At 53.0% G+C, this 18,138-nt stretch carries 17 protein-coding genes; 10 read left to right on the forward strand and 7 right to left on the reverse strand.

What is annotated here, in order from left to right; genetic code table 11:
* Positions 1-13: 13 nt before the first annotated feature.
* The 4 genes from LG204_RS07540 to mutM are packed head-to-tail and all read left to right on the forward strand — an operon-like array spanning position 14 to position 3,875.
* Complete coding sequence (locus LG204_RS07540; protein ID WP_230336689.1) at positions 14-760, forward strand: ABC transporter permease subunit; 747 nt, start codon at positions 14-16, stop codon at positions 758-760.
* A 12-nt stretch (positions 761-772) separates the two neighbouring features.
* A complete protein-coding gene (locus LG204_RS07545) occupies positions 773-2,161 on the forward strand; it encodes a GldG family protein (RefSeq protein ID WP_230336690.1) in 1,389 nt (462 codons plus the stop codon).
* Positions 2,158-3,048: a DUF4340 domain-containing protein gene (locus tag LG204_RS07550; RefSeq protein ID WP_230336691.1), complete on the forward strand. Its 891-nt coding sequence runs from the start codon at positions 2,158-2,160 to the stop codon at positions 3,046-3,048. Before LG204_RS07545 ends, LG204_RS07550 begins: the two co-directional genes overlap by 4 nt.
* 8 nt (positions 3,049-3,056) lie before the next feature.
* Positions 3,057-3,875, forward strand: coding sequence for a bifunctional DNA-formamidopyrimidine glycosylase/DNA-(apurinic or apyrimidinic site) lyase (gene mutM / locus LG204_RS07555; protein ID WP_230336692.1), 819 nt, complete (start codon positions 3,057-3,059; stop codon positions 3,873-3,875).
* Between the two features lie 125 nt (positions 3,876-4,000).
* Here mutM and LG204_RS07560 read toward each other — a convergent pair whose 3' ends face one another.
* A complete protein-coding gene (locus LG204_RS07560) occupies positions 4,001-5,506 on the reverse strand; it encodes a sodium:solute symporter family protein (RefSeq protein ID WP_230336693.1) in 1,506 nt (501 codons plus the stop codon).
* Positions 5,507-5,810: 304 nt separating this feature from the next.
* On the opposite strand from LG204_RS07560, the gene LG204_RS07565 reads away from it, so the two are divergent.
* Positions 5,811-6,641, forward strand: coding sequence for an HDOD domain-containing protein (locus LG204_RS07565; protein WP_230336694.1), 831 nt, complete (start codon positions 5,811-5,813; stop codon positions 6,639-6,641).
* Positions 6,642-6,715: 74 nt separating this feature from the next.
* Here the strand turns inward: LG204_RS07565 and ubiB are convergent, their stop codons facing one another.
* The 4 genes from ubiB to LG204_RS07585 are packed head-to-tail and all read right to left on the reverse strand — an operon-like array spanning position 6,716 to position 10,020.
* Positions 6,716-8,236 carry a ubiquinone biosynthesis regulatory protein kinase UbiB gene (gene ubiB, locus LG204_RS07570; protein WP_230336695.1) on the reverse strand — a complete coding sequence of 507 codons (1,521 nt, stop codon included), beginning with the start codon at positions 8,234-8,236 and terminating at the stop codon, positions 6,716-6,718.
* 53 nt (positions 8,237-8,289) lie between these two features.
* Entirely contained in the window at positions 8,290-8,889 is a 600-nt protein-coding gene (locus LG204_RS07575) for a ubiquinone biosynthesis accessory factor UbiJ (RefSeq protein WP_230336696.1), read from the reverse strand.
* Positions 8,886-9,623 (reverse strand): bifunctional demethylmenaquinone methyltransferase/2-methoxy-6-polyprenyl-1,4-benzoquinol methylase UbiE, encoded by a 738-nt coding sequence (gene ubiE, locus LG204_RS07580; RefSeq protein ID WP_230336697.1) that lies wholly within the window; start codon positions 9,621-9,623, stop codon positions 8,886-8,888. Before ubiE ends, LG204_RS07575 begins: the two co-directional genes overlap by 4 nt.
* A gap of 10 nt (positions 9,624-9,633) precedes the next feature.
* Positions 9,634-10,020 (reverse strand): gamma-butyrobetaine hydroxylase-like domain-containing protein, encoded by a 387-nt coding sequence (locus LG204_RS07585; RefSeq protein ID WP_230336698.1) that lies wholly within the window; start codon positions 10,018-10,020, stop codon positions 9,634-9,636.
* Between the two features lie 212 nt (positions 10,021-10,232).
* Between LG204_RS07585 and LG204_RS07590 the strand changes: the two genes are divergently transcribed.
* Positions 10,233-12,194: a dynamin family protein gene (locus LG204_RS07590; protein ID WP_230336699.1), complete on the forward strand. Its 1,962-nt coding sequence runs from the start codon at positions 10,233-10,235 to the stop codon at positions 12,192-12,194.
* Positions 12,191-12,397, forward strand: a complete 207-nt coding sequence (gene ccoS, locus LG204_RS07595) for a cbb3-type cytochrome oxidase assembly protein CcoS (RefSeq protein ID WP_013442793.1) — start codon at positions 12,191-12,193, stop codon at positions 12,395-12,397. The genes LG204_RS07590 and ccoS overlap by 4 nt, the downstream gene beginning before the upstream one ends.
* A gap of 67 nt (positions 12,398-12,464) precedes the next feature.
* Here ccoS and LG204_RS07600 read toward each other — a convergent pair whose 3' ends face one another.
* Positions 12,465-12,674, reverse strand: coding sequence for a hypothetical protein (locus LG204_RS07600; protein ID WP_230336700.1), 210 nt, complete (start codon positions 12,672-12,674; stop codon positions 12,465-12,467).
* 14 nt (positions 12,675-12,688) lie between these two features.
* Positions 12,689-13,543 (reverse strand): RNA polymerase sigma factor RpoH, encoded by an 855-nt coding sequence (gene rpoH / locus LG204_RS07605; RefSeq protein ID WP_230337863.1) that lies wholly within the window; start codon positions 13,541-13,543, stop codon positions 12,689-12,691.
* Positions 13,544-13,956: 413 nt separating this feature from the next.
* Here rpoH and LG204_RS07610 point away from each other — a divergent pair, with 413 nt between their 5' ends.
* The 3 genes from LG204_RS07610 (at position 13,957) to LG204_RS07620 (ending at position 18,007) form a co-directional block, all read left to right on the forward strand.
* A complete protein-coding gene (locus LG204_RS07610) occupies positions 13,957-14,493 on the forward strand; it encodes a sigma-70 family RNA polymerase sigma factor (protein WP_230336701.1) in 537 nt (178 codons plus the stop codon).
* Between the two features lie 20 nt (positions 14,494-14,513).
* Positions 14,514-15,494, forward strand: coding sequence for a FecR family protein (locus LG204_RS07615; protein ID WP_230336702.1), 981 nt, complete (start codon positions 14,514-14,516; stop codon positions 15,492-15,494).
* Between the two features lie 74 nt (positions 15,495-15,568).
* Complete coding sequence (locus tag LG204_RS07620; protein WP_230336703.1) at positions 15,569-18,007, forward strand: TonB-dependent siderophore receptor; 2,439 nt, start codon at positions 15,569-15,571, stop codon at positions 18,005-18,007.
* Positions 18,008-18,138: the final 131 nt, after the last annotated feature.

The following is an 18,138-nucleotide window of genomic DNA, read 5'->3' on the forward strand; positions in this document are numbered from 1 at the left end:
AGAAAGCGTAGTCATGATTTTCAATATCACCAGAAAAGAATTGAAGAGCCTGTTCTCCTCGCCCATGGGCTGGGTAGTGCTGGCCCTGTTGCAATTCGTCTTCGGTACCTTCTTCCTGAATGGCATCGAGCAATACTTCCAGACCATGTCCGGCGCCATTCGCCCGGAGCAGCGCATCGGTGTCACCGAGTTTGTCGGGGCCAATATTTTCGGCATTGCTTCTTTCGTCATGCTGTTTGCCGTGCCTTTGCTGTCCATGCGCCTGATCAGTGATGAACGCCGTCAGCAGACGCTGACCTTCCTCTTCAGTGCTCCCTTATCGCTGACTGAAATCGTGGTTGGCAAATTCCTCGGCCTGGTCACCTTTCTGTCTATCGTGATCTTTTTTCTGGCCGCGATGATGTCCACGCTCAATTTCTGGGCCGAGATCGACTTTGGCTACATAGCGGCGAACGTGATTGGTCTATGGCTGCTGGTGGCGAGTTTTTCTTCGCTGGGCCTGTATGTTTCCAGCCTGACGCAGCAACCGATAGTGGCCGGTATTATCAGCTTTATCGCCCTGTTTGCCTTGCTGCTGCTGGATAACTTTATGGCGGGCGATCCTACCGGCACCATGTCTTATCTGTCGCTGATGCGCCATTTTGAGCCGTTCTCTCGCGGCCTGCTGGATACACGCGATGTGGCTTATTTCCTGTTGTTTATTGTCACTTTCCTGACCTTGACAGTGCGTCGCCTGGACGCTGATCGTCTGCGCGGCTAACTGGGTACCCCTATGAAAACGAATCGTAAACTCCGCCTCCAGCTCTTCATGCAAAACAGTGTGTTTGTTTTGCTGTTTCTGGCTCTTATTTTCCTGTTGGGCTATCTGTCACATGAGTACCATGTGTCGCAGGATATTACCCAAAGTTCACGCAATACCCTGACCGAAGGCAGCGTTAATGTCCTGAAGCAGATGAAAGGGCCGGTGGAGGTCACCGTCTTTGTCTCCAAGGATGAAGCCTATCGCAAGGTCATCAACGACTTCATTTCGCGCTATCAGCGCTCCAAACCTGATATCAAAGTCACCTGGGTAAACCCGGCCGAAGAGCCCAAGCTGGCACAGGATGCCGGCATCAAGGCCGAGGGCGAACTGGTAGTGGATTTCAACAAGCGCACCGAGCATCTGACGCCACCGTATGTTGAGCAGGACATGACCAATTTGCTGGTGCGCCTGTCGCGTACCAACCAGCGTGCCGTGATGTATCTGGATGGGCATGGCGAACGTAACCTGATCGGTATCAAGAATCATGATCTGGGCGAGTTTGGCCGTCAGTTGCAGAAAAAAGGCTTCAAGCTGGCCAATCCTGATCTGACCATTGCGCAAGGCGTGCCAAGCAATGGCGCCATGCTGGTGATTGCCAGTCCACAGGTGGATGTGTCTGAAGTTGAGGCCAAGAAGATCAAGGATTACCTGGATGCAGGTGGCAATCTGCTGTGGTTGCTGGACGATGAAAACACCCATGGTCTGCAAAGCGTTGCCGAATACCTGGGCCTGGAAATCACCCCAGGGATGGTGATTGACCTGTCATCTGCCCAGTATGGCGCTGACTCCAAGATCGCATTCGCCAGCCAATACGGTGAGCATCCCATTACCAAGAACTTCATGCTGCGCACCTTGTTCCCCGAAGCCCGCATGCTGGATGCGCGCGGCACCGATGAAAATGGCTGGCAAGTCAGCCATCTGGTGGAAGTGGCCCCGAATGGCTGGCTGGAAACCGGCAAGATCGATGCCAAGGTGAGCTTTGATGACAAGAAGGACATCCATGGCCCGATCAATGTGGCGGTCGCCATGGAGCGCAAGTATGGCAAGAAGGGCCAGCGCGTGGTCGTGGTCGGTAACGGCAACTTCCTTTCCAATACCTTTGTCGGCAATGGCGGCAACCTGGACCTGGGCATCAATATCGTGAACTGGCTGGCAGGCGACGATAACCTGATCACCATTCAGCCCAAACCCCTCAAGGATGTGAATATCTCCATTCCCAAGGAAGGCTGGGGCCATTTTGCAGCACAAGTGGTGTTTATCCCCGTGTTTGGCGTATCGCTGGGCCTGTTTCAGTTCATCCTGCCCGTGGCCTTGCTGGTGGCTGGTGTGAGCATCTGGTGGCGGAGACGCAAGGCATGAGGTCGCGCTGGATTGTTAACCTGATCTTGCTGGCGCTGATCGCTGGTATCGTGAGTTTCCTCTACCTGCGCCCCGCAAAGCCGGTAGAGGAAAAGAAAAGCCAGCAGGTGATTGCCGTTTCCAATCTCAAGATTGGTGGCTTCAGCCATGTCAGTATCGAATTCCCGGCCAAGGCGGGTGTGGAATTCGAGAAAATTGACGGCTACTGGCATATCGTCAAGCCATTCAAGGCACGCGCAGACCAGATGGCAGTGCAACGCATTCTGGCGATAGTGGCGGCCGAGAGTAACGATAAATTCCCGGCGACCGATCTCGCCCGCTATGGCCTGGATCAACCCAAGATCAAGGTAAAGCTGGATAACGAAGAGTTCCTGTTCGGTACTTACAATCCGGTGAGCAGCGACCAGTATCTGGCGTACAAGGATGCGGTTTATCTGGTATCCAGCTCCTACTCTGACTTTGCATCCGTGCAGGTGGAAGAGGCGATCGACAAGAACCTGCTGAAGCCCACGGAAAAAGTGGCCGGGTTTGATTTCTCGCGCCTGGAGCAATGGGAGTCTGTGCGCCTGAATGTGGATATCAAGGACGGCAATTGGACGACCTCGGTGCCGGATGCCAAGCTCACGCAGAACGATATGAACGAGTGGTTTGATACCTACTGGAAGAATGTGGATATCAAATCGGTAGAGCCTTATACGCCTGATCGCAGGGCGACGTATGCCTCGTTTGAAGTGAAACTGCAGGATGGCTCCAAGGTGCATTTCGACCGCATTCAGGAGGCTCCTGAGGTAATCCTTGGTCGCCCGGATGAAGGCATGATGTATCACCTGCCTGCCGACTTTGGCTTTACGCTGCTTAATCCTCCCGTTACCGCCAAAAGCAAGTAAGCAGCTGCATGCCTGAACTGCCGGAGGTCGAAACTACCATGCGGGGCCTGGCCCCGCTGGTCGGCCAGCCGGTAGCCAAGGTCATCATTCGTCATCCCACCCTGCGTTGGCCCATCCCGGCCGACCTGGTGCATACCCTGCCGCAACAGACCCTCAAGTCGCTTAGTCGGCGCGCCAAATACATTCTGGCGCAATTCGATACCGGTTATCTCTTGCTGCATCTTGGCATGTCTGGCCGTATCTGCCTGCTCGCGCAGGATGAGCCTGCCGCCAAGCATGATCACTTTGATCTGCATTTTGCCGATGGCCAGGTATTGCGGTTGCGTGATCCCCGGCGTTTTGGGGCTGTGTTATGGGCGGGCGCAGACCCTGCGCAGCATTCCTTGTTAAATGTGCTGGGGCCGGAACCGCTGGAAGCCGCGTTTGATGGCGACTGGTTGTATCGCCAGTTTCGCACGCGTAGCGCCCCGGTTAAAAATGCCATCATGGATAGTCATCTGGTGGTCGGCGTGGGCAATATCTACGCCAGTGAATCCCTGTTTCGCGCACGCATACATCCGCAAACCCCTGCCAATCGGCTGAGTCGCCAGGCATGTGACCGACTGGCGGCCGAGATCAAGGCGACCCTGACCGATGCGCTGGCAGCCGGTGGCAGCAGCCTGCGCGATTTCTTTGGCGCAGATGGTAATCCAGGATATTTTCAGCAGGAATATTTCACTTACGCGCGCACAGGTGAGGCCTGCAAGATATGCAGCACGCCTATCCAGAACGTGCGGCTGGGGCAGCGCTCGACTTTCTTCTGTCCTCGCTGTCAGCCCAAGCCTTAGCCTGCAAACTTTAGTCTGAAAACCTTAGTCTCAGAGATGGCCGCATTCGCGGCGCATTTCACCATTGTTTATCGGCGCATTAGCGGCCAACGACGGCCTTTTATGCTGAAAGGCCACTTAGCCGATTAGTGACCAGGCAGATGCCCGGATTGACCTGCATGACCCGCCGGGGTGTGTGGGTGGGCGGCCTGCCGGTGCAGGTATTCCGCTTCTGCGTGGCCGGGTTTGCCTATCTTCTGCGGTAGCAATGAACCTACCACCATGCCGAGCGCACTGACGGCGAGCCCTATCATCTGGGGCGGTACCAGGCTGTCTTCCCCTAACAGCACTTCCAGCAATATCCAGGTGCTCACTCCGCCAATAATGGCTGCCAGAGCGCCCTGGCTGTTGGCGCGCTTCCAGAATGCGCCAAAAAACAGGGGCACGAAAGCGCCTGCCAGGGTGATCTTGTAGGCGGACTCCACCATGCCAAAAATCGACAGTTCCGAGTTGAGTGCATAGGTCAGCACGCATGCGGCAAAGCCGATCAGGCAGATACGCATCACCTTCAAAAAGCCACGATCCGTGAGATGCGGCATGAAGCCGCGCACAATATTTTCAGCAAACGAGATGGAAGGCGCCAGCAGCGTAGCCGACGAACAGCTCATGATGGCCGAAAGCACGGCCCCAAAGAAAATGACCTGCGCCAGTAATGGCGTGTGCTGCAATACCAGCGTCGGCAGCACGCGTTGCGAGTCTTCGGCGATCAGGCCATTAAAGAAGGCGGGATCGATAATGGTGGCGGCATAGGCAATAAACATCGGCACAAAGGTAAAACAGAAGTAGACCGATGCGCCGAGCACCGAGCCCCAGATGGCCACCTTGGCGCTTTTGGCCGAGGTGATGCGCTGGAATACGTCCTGCTGGGGGATGGAGCCCAGCATCATGGTCATCCACGCGCCGAGGAAGCCTACCCATTGCCAGATATCCAGTGGTGGGAAGAATTCGAGCTTGCCAGCGGCGCGGGCGTGATCAATCACCGGTGCCACGCCACCTGTCATGCCGGATACGATGTAGCCAATGTAGAGCAGGCCGCCGATGATCACCGTCATCTGCACAAAGTCGAGGATGGCCACCGACAGCATGCCGCCGAACGTGGTGTAGGTGAGAACAATGGCGGTGCCGAGGATCATGCCGGCTTCCTGGCTGACAGCCCCTTGCGTGATCATGTTGAAGATCAGCCCGAGCGCCTTGATCTGCGCAGCCACCCAGCCGAGGTAGGACACCACAATAGCAAGTGTGGTCAACACTTCTACCGTGCGGTTGTAACGCATGCGATAGAAATCGCCCAATGTGATGATGTTGAGTTTATAGAGCTGGGTAGCGAAGAAGAAACCAGCGATCACCAGGCACAAGCTGGAGCCGAAGGGATCGGCCACCACGCCGCGCAGGCCTTCCTGCACAAAGGTGGCGGAGACGCCAAACACTGCTTCTGCGCCGAACCAGGTGGCGAATACGGTTGCCATGACCACAGGCAACGGCAGGTGCCGACCGGCGACGGCATAGTCCTTGGTGTTCTTGACGCGGGTGGCGGCGATGAGACCAATGCTGATGGAAACCAGCAGATAAAGAACCACAAACCAGATCAGCACGCTTTCATGTCCTTATTCCAAATAAAGCCGCCATTTAACTGGCGGGAGTGAAGGCATTCGCCGCTCAAACTGCACCGTGTCTTGCTGAATCCGGGCTGGTTTTTCGAGGGCTGTTTTTTCACCATGGATTCTAGCAAAAACTATGCTTGGGCGAGTATTTTGCGAGCCTTAATTGATGCGGTTTGCCCATCTATTTTATGAAATGCAAAGGCGCGGTCTGCGATATGCTAACGACTCGCATCGATCGTAGTCTAAACTGTGCTGAAAAAAGGTCGATACAGGTATATGAGGAGCCCGCGACATCATGCCAAACACGAATAAATCCCTGACTGAATGGGTGGATTTTCTTAGCCACGCCGATATTCCGGTGCTGAAGTATACCTCGCGAGAGCTTGCCAGACTGCAGTTGGACGAAGATTCCCTGAGCGGGCGCGCCATTTTTTCTGTGGTGATTCAAGACCCGATGATGGTGTTCCGCTTGCTGCGCTATATGCAGTCGCACAAGCATAAAAGCCAATTGCAGGATCTGGTGCAGATTGAGCATATCGTGATGATGCTGGGCACCGAAAAGTTTTTTCAGGATATTCCGGCCAAACCTATCGTCGAAGAAGTCTTGCATGACAACTTGCCAGCGCTGACGCATTTGCTGCGTCTGGTGCATAGGGCCCATAAAGCCGCGCATTACGCACTGGATTGGGCGGTGCGGTTGTATGACCTCCATGCCGAAGAGATACGCACGGCCGCGTTGCTGCACGATCTTTCCGAGATATTGATGTGGTGCTTTGCCCCGGACAAGATGATGGAAATCTTTCAACGGCAGCATGCAGATAAAACGCTGCGCAGCCAGGCCGTACAGCAGGAGGTGCTCGGCTTCCGCCTGCTTGATTTGCAGCAGCAACTGGCCGAGGTGTGCGAATTACCGCCTTTGCTGCTCAGGCTGATGAAGGATGGTGCCAGTGGTGAGCAGCGGGTGCGCAATGTCACGCTGGCGGTGAATCTTGCCCGGCATGCCGCGCATGGCTGGGATGATGCTGCCTTGCCGGATGATTATCGTGATATTGCCGAGTTGTTGCGGGTGGATGTGCCCAAGGTGCGACACTGGGTGGGAGCCCCGGTCATCGGCGAATCGTCTTGATTGGCTGGGTAATTTAAATCTTATACAGCACAGCGGGCCCGGTAGTCATATCAGGCCCGTGTGCATTCTGTCTGTTAGAAAAATCGAATTGCTTCCAGCGCCAGCAGGCCGACAAGTGCCAGAGCCAGCAAGCTCAGCACCCAGGTCTGACGTTGCTGCTGACGGCGCAATTGATGCAGTTCCTTGACCAGATGCGGATTCTGCTCGCGCAGCAGAAAATCATCAATGCGACGCGGCAACATGGGCAGGATGGCCCCCCAGGTCGGCGCTTCCTGCTGTACGCGTTTTAACACACTGCGCCAGCCTATCTGCTCCGACATCCAGCGCTCAAGGTAGGGTTGTGCTGTCTTCCACAGATCCAGTTGTGGGTCGAGGTCGCGCCCCAGCCCTTCCACATTCAGCAGGGTTTTTTGCAGCATGGTGAGCTGAGGCTGAATTTCTACACCAAAGCGACGCGAGGTCTGGAACAGGCGCAACAGTACGCGGCCAAATGAAATCTCGCTGATCGGTTTATCAAAAATCGGCTCGCACACGGCGCGGATGGCGGTTTCAAATTCCTCCAGCGGTGTGTCTTTTGGGGCCCAGCCCGATTCGATGTGCGCGCGGGCCACTTCACGGTAATCCCGGCGGAAAAAGGCCAGGAAGTTACGTGCCAGATATTGTTTATCTATTTCTGTCAGGCTACCCATGATGCCGAAGTCGAGGGCGACATAACGCCCATCCGGTGCGACCTGGATATTGCCGGGATGCATGTCGGCATGGAAAAACCCATCGCGGAACACCTGGGTAAAGAAAATTTCCACGCCATCCCGCGCGAGCTTGGGAATATCAACCCCCATGCTGCGCAATTGCGCCACCTGGCTGATGGGGATGCCATTCATGCGGTCCATCACCATTACTTGTTCGCGGCACCAGTCCCAGTAAACATCCGGCACCAGCAGCAGGCGTTTATCCTTGAAGTTGCGACCCAGCAGGCTGCAGTTGGCGGCTTCCAGCATCAGGTCGAGTTCGCTGTGTATATGCCTGGCAAACTCGGCAACCACTTCGCGGGGTTTCAGGCGGCGGCCATCGGAAGAAACTTTGTGGAACAGCCAGGCCGCGCTATCCAGCAGGGCCAGGTCTTTTTCAATGATCTTGCCTATGCCTGGGCGCAGAATCTTGACGGCGACCTCGCGACCGCCGGGCAGGCTGGCAAAATGCACTTGGGCAACCGAGGCGCTGGCAATCGGTGTCGTGTCAAACCGTTCAAATACCTGGGCCACCGGCATGCCATAGGCTGCTTCCATGATGGCGGCGGCTTGTTCATAGGGGAAGGGCGGTACGCGATCCTGCAACTTGGCGAGTTCATCGGCAATATCCAGCGGAATCAGGTCGCGGCGCGTGGAAAGCATCTGGCCGAATTTGACGAAAATAGGACCGAGGGCTTCGAGTGCCAGTCGCAGGCGTTCACCGCGCGGGGCGCGTATCGGGCGCCAGAATAGCAGCGCACGTATCAGTGTTTGCGCCGGGCGCAAGCGGCTGTGGCCGAGGATGAATTCATCCAGGCCGTAGCGCAGGGTGATCACGATAATCTTGAGCAGTCTGAAAAAGCGCATGCCGTTATTCTTGAGGTTGGGTTGGGGATAATGAGCGCGAGAGGCTTGTTGGCTTATGAATGTTTTTGCAGCAAGTCATCCAGCCGGGCGCTGAGTTTTTCAATGTGCTTTTCCAGGCGGCCGAGGTCGTCGCGCAGGGTGTCAACATCGCGGTTGAACGCTTCCACATGGCGCTTTTTGGCAATCAGCGGTTGTTCTTCCTGCCAGAATTCAGCGGCCATTTCGGTCAGGTTCACGGCCTGCTTGCGGGTGGCGGCTACGCCTTCTTGCAGGCGCTGGCTGATCTGGCTGGCGGCCACATCGCCTACCACATGGCTCAGGTCTTCTTCGTAATCCCACGACATGGCTTGCAGGACTTTGCCCAGCGCGATGGCAAATTCGGTGTCGCCTTCCAGCACGATTTCACTATGGGCGGACGCATCTTTTGCCAGCAACCGCAAAGCGAGGGAAGGGCTGATGCGCATGCTGGCATCATAAACTGCGGTGTCGCCAGCCATGGCCAGGCCGCCGTCTTCCAGCACCACCAGCGTGGCGCTGACCGGAAACAGCTGCAGGCGGATATGCTTGCCAGCATAGGGTTGCAAGTGCGGTCTGGCCCAGCTGTTCTGGTTGATGAGATGGCCCAGCAGACGTGTCAGCAGCGGTTTGATCATGCGGTTTTCCATCCTTTGTGCAGGGCAACCACACCGGCGGACAGGTTGTAGTAATCCACCTTGCCAAAACCGGCATCCAGCATCATTTGTTTCAGGGTTTCCTGATCGGGGTGCATGCGGATGGACTCGGCCAGATATTGATAACTGGCGGCATCCTGTGCCAGGAGCTTGCCCATCAGCGGCAGCAGCTTGAAGGAATAAGCGTCATACAGCGAGGCCAGGGGTTTCCATACTTGCGAGAATTCCAGAACCAGCAGGCGCCCGCCGGTCTTGAGTACACGGTGCATTTCGGCCAGGGCGCGGTCTTTGTGCGTCATGTTGCGCAGGCCAAAGGCGACAATCACACAGTCGAAATGCTGATCAGGGAAGGGCAGTTTCTCGGCATCGCATTGCAATGCAGGTACTGCAACGCCTTCATCCATCAGGCGGTCGCGCCCTACGCCCAGCATGGAGGCGTTGATGTCGGTCAGCACCACAGTGCCTTCGTTACCGACCTTGCGTGAAAAGAGGCGTGACAGATCGCCACTGCCGCCGGCGACATCCAGCACACGGTCGCCTGCCTTCACGCCGCTGATCTCGACGGCAAAACGCTTCCAGGTGCGGTGCAAGCCCGCCGACATCACGTCGTTCATCAGGTCATATTTGCGCGCCACGGAGTGAAACACTTCGCCTACCTTGCGGGCTTTTTCGTGTTCTTCCACCGTCTGGAAGCCAAAATGGGTTTTATCGGTCATCGTGTGTTCCTTATGCGTTGCTGTCTGTCTTGCGTTTTACGCCGGCCATCTCAAGGCGGCCTATGTATTCGCGCCACAGGGCTTCGTACTGGCTGGCGAGGTCGTAGAGATAATCCCAGGAGTAAAGCCCGGTGTCGTGGCCATCGGAGAATGTGAGTTTGACGGCGTAATTGCCCACCGGGCTGATGGCGGTGATATTGACGTCTTCCTTGCCGATTTGCAGGGTTTCCTGTCCCGGGCCATGTCCGCGCACTTCAGCGGAGGGGGAGTAAACCCGCAGGAATTCGCAGGACAACATGCAGGTCGTATTGTCATCGAATGTAATCTCGAGCAGGCGCGATTTCTGATGCAGGCGAATGTCGGTTGGGCGCGGGGAATCCGGGGTTAATCCACTCATGAGACGTGTGACTGGGCTAAAAGGTTGATGATAGCAGAATCATCGAATCCGGATTCAGATATCTCCCCTTTGCAGCATGTGCATAAGCACGCCAGATGCGGGCTGTCGTGTTACGGGAGATTGGCAGGAACTGACAATATACGCCTGATTTGTTTGACTTAAAAATCGGGCATGCTAGAGTGGTGTGAATAATAAAGTGTGGTGGGGGTACCATGGCAGAGAGTAAATTGGCGCATCAGTTCGCGGCCTATAGCGAATGGCGCAAAGCCCTGATGAATACGGTGCAGGATTACCGCCAATGGCTGAACGAACAGGAGCTGAATGACGCCCAGATCGATCAGCGTTTGCAGCAGCTGCTTGAGCGCCTGCGTGAAGACAAGCTGAATGTAGCGTTTGTCGCCGAATACTCCCGTGGCAAGTCTGAACTCATCAACGCCGTTTTCTTTGCCGATTATGGTCAGCGCCTGTTGCCATCCAGTGCTGGCCGCACCACCATGTGTCCGACTGAACTGCTTTACGACCCCGCCAAGCCAGCTTGCCTGCAGTTGTTGCCGATTGAAACGCGTGCTTCTGACGCGACCACCACCGAATACAAGCGCTACCCTGAAGAGTGGCGCGTGATCGAATTCAAGATTGACGATAGCGACAGCATGATAGAGGCCTTCAAGGAGGTCAGCACCACCAAATCGGTCAGCCCGGAAGAAGCCGAGCGCTATGGCCTGTTTGACCGGAATAACCCGGAAGACGCGCTTAACCTGAATGCCAATGGCACGGTGGATGTGCCTTGCTGGCGCTATGCCGTGATCAACTTCCCGCATCCCTTGCTGGAGCAGGGCCTGGTAATTCTGGATACCCCTGGCCTGAATGCCATTGGTACCGAGCCAGAGCTGACGCTCAATATGCTGCCTAACGCGCATGCCGTGCTCTTTATTCTGGCGGCAGATACCGGCGTTACTAAGTCGGAAATCGACGTCTGGCGTCAATACATCAGCGGTACCCGCTGGAAGCAGAAGGGCCGCCTGGCGGTGCTGAACAAGATTGATGGCTTGTGGGATGAACTCAAGGATAGCCAGAGCATCGAAGATGAAATAAAGAAGCAGGTGCAGACCAGCGCAGAGCTGCTGGGCTTGGACGCAGGCCAGATTTTCCCGATCTCGGCGCAGAAAGGCTTGCTCGCCAAGGTAAATGGCGATGCGACACTGCTGCAGCGCAGTCGCTTGCCTGAGTTGGAAAAAGCTCTGTCCGACGAGCTTATCCCTTCCAAGAAGCAGATCGTGCAAGAGTCCACCCAGAGCGAGATTGATGATCTCTTGAGCAATTCAAGCCTGATTCTGGATTCGCGATTGCAAGGGCTCAGCGAGCAGCTCGATGAACTCAAGGGCCTGCGTGGCAAGAATGAGGATGTGGTTGAGCACATGATGAACAAGGTGAAGGTCGACAAGGAAAACTTCGAGAAAGGCTTGCAGCGCTTTCAGGCACTGCGCAGCGTGTTTTCGCAGCAGACCAATCGGCTATTCAGCCTGCTGGGCATGGAAGCCTTGCGTGATCAGGTGACCACCACTCGCAACAAGATGATCGCGGCGACCTTTACCAAAAACATCCGCAGTGCCATGGATGAATTTTTTGCGGATCTGAAAACCCGCATGCAAAGCTCGGAAACGCAGATCGAAGAGATCAAGAAAATGATGGACGCGATGTACGAGAAATTCAATCAGGATCATGGCTTGCGCAAATCGGATGCGCCGTCATTCTCGATGTTGCGCTATCAGAAAGAGCTGGCAAAGCTGGAACGTGCCTACAAAGAGCAGTTCAACACCACGCTCAATATGATCACCAATGAAAAAATGACGCTGACATCCAAGTTTTTCGAGACGCTGGCAACGCGCGTTATTCATGTCTATGAGATTGCCAACCGCGATGTGGAGAACTGGCTGAAGGCCGTGATCGCGCCCATGGAATCCCAGGTGCGCGAGCACCAGCTGCAACTCAAGCGCCGTCTTGAGAGCATCAAGCGCATTTACAAGGCGACCGATACTCTGGAAGACCGCATCGGTGAGCTTGAAAGTATTGAAAGCGGTATCCGCCAGCAATTGGCAGACTTGGAAAACCTGCGGCAGCAGATGTACGCTGCGCTCGCATCCGTGCAGGATGCTCCATTGACGCAGGCCGCATGAACGTCACCACGCTTCTTTTCCTGCTGGGCATGACCGTGGTGTTCATCGTGATTGCCGCGTTCGGTATTCTGTGGGCAATCAAAAGTGGCCAGTATGATGATATGGAAGGGCCCGCCCAGCGTATCCTCATGGACGATGATGATCCCATGATTCCATTTAATCGCTTGAAGCAAGCGCCTAAAAATACTAAAATCGACGAATAACAATACAACTTGTGAGGTTTTTGATATGAAGGATTACAAGTCCTGGTTCACGTTTGCCAATTTGCCATTAACCATTGTTGTGGTGCTTATCACTTGGTCCTGGATGAGTGCGTTGTCGGTCATGATTTTTGGCTAATACGGCACTGGATTCAGAATATAAAAAAGCTGCTTCGGGCAGCTTTTTTATTGTCCGATTGCGGAGTTTGGCTGTGAATGCGTTGCTCATGCCCACCATGAAAAAACCCGGCGTCAGGCCGGGTTTTTTGTGAGTCAACATTGCAGACTGCCAGGTTAGGCTGCGCTCAGCATGCCTTTCATTTTTTGCATGGCTTTCTGCTCTATCTGGCGGATACGTTCTGCCGATACACCAAACTCGGCTGCCAGATCATGCAGGGTCGCACTATTGTTTTCCTGCAACCAGCGCGCCTGCACAATGCGGCGGCTACGCTCATCCAGGCTTTCCAGGGCATTGGCCAGGCCTACGGTCTGGTTATGCTCGGCTTCGCGCTCGGCCAGCAAGTCGGAAGGCTCTGGCTGCTGATCCTGAAGGTAAGCGATCGGGCTGAAGCTATCTTCGCTGTCATCATCACTATTGCCTTCCAGCGAAATCTCATGGCCACCCATGCGCGACTCCATCTCCACGACCTCTTCCGGCTTGACCTTGAGTTCGCGGGCGATATCCGCCACTTCGTCGGGGCTCAGCGTATGGCTGCTTTTCTTCATGCTGCGCAGGTTGAAGAAAAGCTTGCGTTGCGCTTTGGTGGTGGCCACTTTAACCAAGCGCCAGTTGCGCACGATATATTCGTGAATCTCGGCCTTGATCCAGTGCATGGCAAAAGACACCAGGCGAACGCCACGGTCAGGGTCAAAGCGACGCACAGCCTTCATCAGGCCGACATTGCCTTCCTGAATCAGATCGGCTTGTGGCAGGCCATAACCGGAGTAGCCGCGGGCGATGCTGGCAACCAGACGCAAGTGCGACACGATGAGGCCTTTGGCAGCGTCAATGTCGTTATCTTTGCGCAAGCGTGTGGCCAGATCGTACTCTTCCTCGGCGGTCAATACCGGAAATGCCTTGATCGTACGCAGGTACTGATCAAGGCTGTCCAGTGAAGACACTGAAGGAATCGTCAGGGCATTTGTCATAGGATTAATCTCGCTCATGAAATTGATTTTAGCACTCCCTCTTTGAGAGTGCTAGTGCTGAAAAGTTTCCTTTTTTATGCATGATTGTTCAGTGACATTAAGGTCGTGGACACGACAATATTGAAGCAGCGTGAGAGTCCGTCAACTATCTCTGAGTCATCTATTCGTCGTTTATTGATGGCGATCCCTGAATCAGGAAATTCAGTCCGGATGGAGCTTTATGAGGTACTTTTATTGGCTTTTCGAGGTCTGGCAGCATTTCCAGCGTGCTGTAGTTTGATACCAGCTCAACGAAATCTGGTGGTCGCTGGAATAGCCTGGATCACAATGTCATTAACACCGGCTACCTGAAAACGCTTTACAAAATCATGCATATTTATGAGAATGGTTCTCATTTTAAATAATCTTTTGCCATGCAACCCTCCATTTCTCCAAGATCCGATACGAGTTTTAGCGAGTTATACAAAGAGCATAACGGATGGCTGAAAGGATGGCTCTTAAAAAAGCTTCGTTGCTACCAGAGTGCTGAAGATACAGCGCAAGATACCTTTCATAAGCTGTTATTGGCTCCCCCGTCGGAGTTGGCGAATTTAAAAAGCCCCAGGCCTTATTTATCTACAATTGCCAAGCGGCTGATGATCGATCAATTAAGGCGAAGGAAACTGGAAGCCTTATATCTGGAGGCTTTAAATAACTTCACAGAACATGATGCCTACAGTTCTGTGCAGGACCATCATCAGGTAATTGAAACCCTGATTTTATTGGCTAATATGCTGGATAAGCTTCCAGAAAAACCAAGGAAGGCGTTTCTGGCATGCCGTTTCGAAGGTCTTAGCTATAAAGAGATTGCTGATGAATTGGATGTGTCTGCAAGCATGGTCAAACAATATATCGCCCAAGTCATGGTGGAGTGTTATGCCATTGTTTTCGAAAATGAGAAAACTAAATGAGGGCGCGCTCGAGCAATTCGATGAGTGCTGAAGCTCATATCAATAGCAAGTCCGATTCGGTGGTTGAGCAGGCGGCGCAATGGCATGCAAGTTTGCAATCCGGCGATATGACGGATGTGGAATTACAGGCATTCCATGAATGGCATGACGCTGATTCAGTACATGCCGCAACCTACGCCAAAATGAGCTCACTGTGGTCCAGGTTTGATTCGGCAGATTCCATAGCTGGCAAATCTACGCTTCATAAGCTCCTGAAAACACGCAAGTCGAAATCAAACATCAAGAAGACGAATGCCTTGGTGGGGTTGTGCCTTGTGTCCATAGTGGCTTGGGTAGGCATGCAAACCAATTATCCAAAATATTATTTGGCAGATTACCGAAGTGCTGTTGGTCAACAGCGGAATATTCAACTTGCTGATAATAGTGAAGTACTTCTCGATACCAACTCGGCGATTAACATTCACTACTCTCAAGGTGTGCGAAAGATAGAGCTGGTGCAGGGCAGTCTATTCATCAAAGTCAGCAAGGATCCAACCCGGCCATTAATCATCGCAACGTCGTCTGGCACCGCCCAGGCATTAGGAACTCAGTTTTTTGTGGAACAGCATGCGGGTTCCATGGTGGTGGGTGTCACTGAATCCAGAGTACAGGTTTGCGCGGTGAATGATAAACGTGTTTGTACGATACTGTATGCGGGAGAGAAGGCCGAAATAAAAGATCATCATCTTTCCAAGCCGCAAGAAATGGATGTTCTTGCGGCCGTTGCCTGGACCAAGGGGGATCTGATCGCCGATAACCTTGCACTGAGCGACGTGCTATATGAACTAAGCCGTTACAAGTCTGGCTGGATTTCCTATGATGCTGAAGAAATGAAAAAAATACGGGTTTCTGGCGTGTTTAAACTCTCGGAGGTTGATCAATCTCTTCATCATCTGGCGGAAACGCTTCCAATCCGCTTAGATGCATACACATCCTACTGGACCGCCGTGCATTCAAAATAGATTCAGGCTTGCTGTCCATTTGTCGGTTTCATTCGTCCTAGTTATGAAGACAAAAATTAGGGGAGTTACCGTCAATGTTCAAAATTGCAAATCATCGTTATCAACGCTCTATCGCAGGGATGCTCTCCCTGCTATTGGTTCAGCTGACATCACCGCCACTTTTGGCAGCGGATAATGCTAGCGCTGTTCAGCAGCATCAGTACGCAATTCCTGCTGGATCACTGACACAAGCGTTAAATCACTTCGCTCAAGATGCCGGCATCGTCCTATCTTTTGACCCGCAACTGACCCTGAATAAATCCAGTAATGGAATTCAGGGGAAGTTCAGTGTCGAGGAGGGGTTCTCCAGGCTATTGGAAGGCTCTGGCGTCACTTTCTACAAAACATCTGACCAAGGCTATGGCCTCAAGAAAGTACCGCTTCCACCAACTTCGGATAACGCTGCGCCGGATACTTTGCCGGAAGTTCGTGTCCGGGCTGCCGCTGAAAAAAATGAAGAAAAGGCATGGAGTCCAGTCGAGGGTTTTGTTGCTAAACGTAGTGCTACTGCAAATAAAATCGACAGCAAGATTATTGAAACCCCCAACTCGATTTCTGTGGTCACGGCGGATCAAATGGAGGCGCAGCAGGTAAAGACTATTACACAATCTTTACGGTATACACCTGGCATAACGGCGGAAATAGCAGGCCCGCAATTCATGGCCGATCAACTGCTGATACGTGGTTTCCAGCAAAGTACCGGCAGGCTGCTCAGAGACGGAAATCGAACGTTTCTTGCCAATTACCTTGGCTGGGATGCGCCAGAGCCATTTGGGCTGGAGCGCGTTGAGGTCATGCGTGGTGCTAGTTCAGTACTATATGGTTCATCAGATCCAGGGGGCCAGATCAACCTTGTGACAAAACGTCCGCCGTTAACCCCTCTGCACCATATCCAGCTCCAGGCGGGAAGCTTCGATTATAAGCAGGCTGCATTCGATTTCGGTGGCCCCGTCGATGATGCGGGCGTTGTCAGCTACCGTTTAACTGGCTTGATCCGTGATAGCAGTGCCCAGACCGATTATATAAAGAATGAACGCACCTTCATTGCTCCCGCCATAACCATTCGTCCATCTGAGCAAACGGAAATTACCTTCTTGGCTGAATACCAGAAACAGAAAGGGAATTTTGCCAATCCATTGCCTGCTCAAGGAACAGCATTAAGCAATCCTAATGGCCGCATCAGCAGGGATCGCTATATCGGTGAACCGAATTACGATAAATCCATGAATGAGAAAGTATCTGCCGGGTATATTCTTGATCATGCCTTTAATGATGTCTGGACATTCAGGCAGAACCTCCGCTTCAGTCATTATCGTCATGACAGTCGTGAAGTTGCTTTCTTGGGTTGGGCCGATCCGGAATTAACGACTGCAAACAGATACGCTGAAGAGCGCAATGGTTCAGGCAATTTATTTACCGTGGATAACCAGGTTCAAGCAAAGTTTGCTACCGGGAGTCTTAACCATACGCTTTTGACCGGTTTGGATTTCAGTCGAGCAAGCTATAAGCAGGATCAATCTCTGCTGTTGGGGACATCACTGAATCTTTTTAATCCGGTATACGGAAACTTGACCCTGTTCCCATTCTCTACAGTTTCGTATGAGCAGACGGTTAAGCAGACAGGTGTTTACCTGCAAGACCAAATCAAGATTAATAACTGGGTCGCCGTTGTAGGCGGGCGCCAGGACTGGGTCCGGGATGAAAATGATGCCGCGTTTGCTTCCAAACCAGTAGCAAAAGACCATAAATTCTCAGGCAGGGCCGGACTGTTATACCTCTTTGATAACGGGTTTGCGCCGTATGTCAGCTACTCCGAGTCATTCCTGCCTGTCGCAGGCAGGACGTTTACCCAGGAGGTATTCAAACCGGAGGAAGGCAAACAATACGAAATCGGGTTGAAATATGAACCACCTCAATCCAATAGCCTTTATTCGATTGCCGCCTTTGACTTGACCAAGGAAAACGTGAGCATTCCTGACCCCGCTCATTCAGGCAACAATATTCAGGAAGGTGAGATAAGGTCTCGCGGTATTGAACTTGAAGCGAAAACCAGCATTACCCGGAAGCTGAATGTTCTTGGCAGCTATACATGGAATGATGTTGAAGTTACCAAGGCAGAAGCAGGCATCAAGGGAAATACCCCATTCCGGGTACCTGAACATATGGCATCGATATGGGTGGATTACATGCCATCTGGCGTATTGGCAGGTCTTAATATTGGCGGAGGTGTCCGTTATGTAGGAAGCTCAGCTGGCGACCGCGAAAACAGTTTCAAAGTGGACTCCTATACGGTAGTCGATGCGCTAGTCAGGTATGACCTTGAAAACATGAATGCTAAATTCAAAGGCTTCAGGGTTTCATTGAATGCCATGAATTTATTGGATAAGCGATTCGTTGCAGGATGTTTCAGTATGAACGGCTGTCAATATGGGCAACAACAGACCATCTTCGCAACAGTGGACTACAAATGGTAAAAACATATACAGCATGAATTTAAGGGAGCTCAGGCTCCCTTATTATTTTATATTGTGTAAATGACTGACTTTAAGGTTCGGCATTCGACGTCTTCATACAAAGCAAGTCGTATGGTTGGATTATCGGATCT

The sequence above is a fragment of the Methylovorus menthalis genome (assembly GCF_020523625.1).
Classification (GTDB): Bacteria; Pseudomonadota; Gammaproteobacteria; order Burkholderiales; family Methylophilaceae; genus Methylovorus; species Methylovorus menthalis.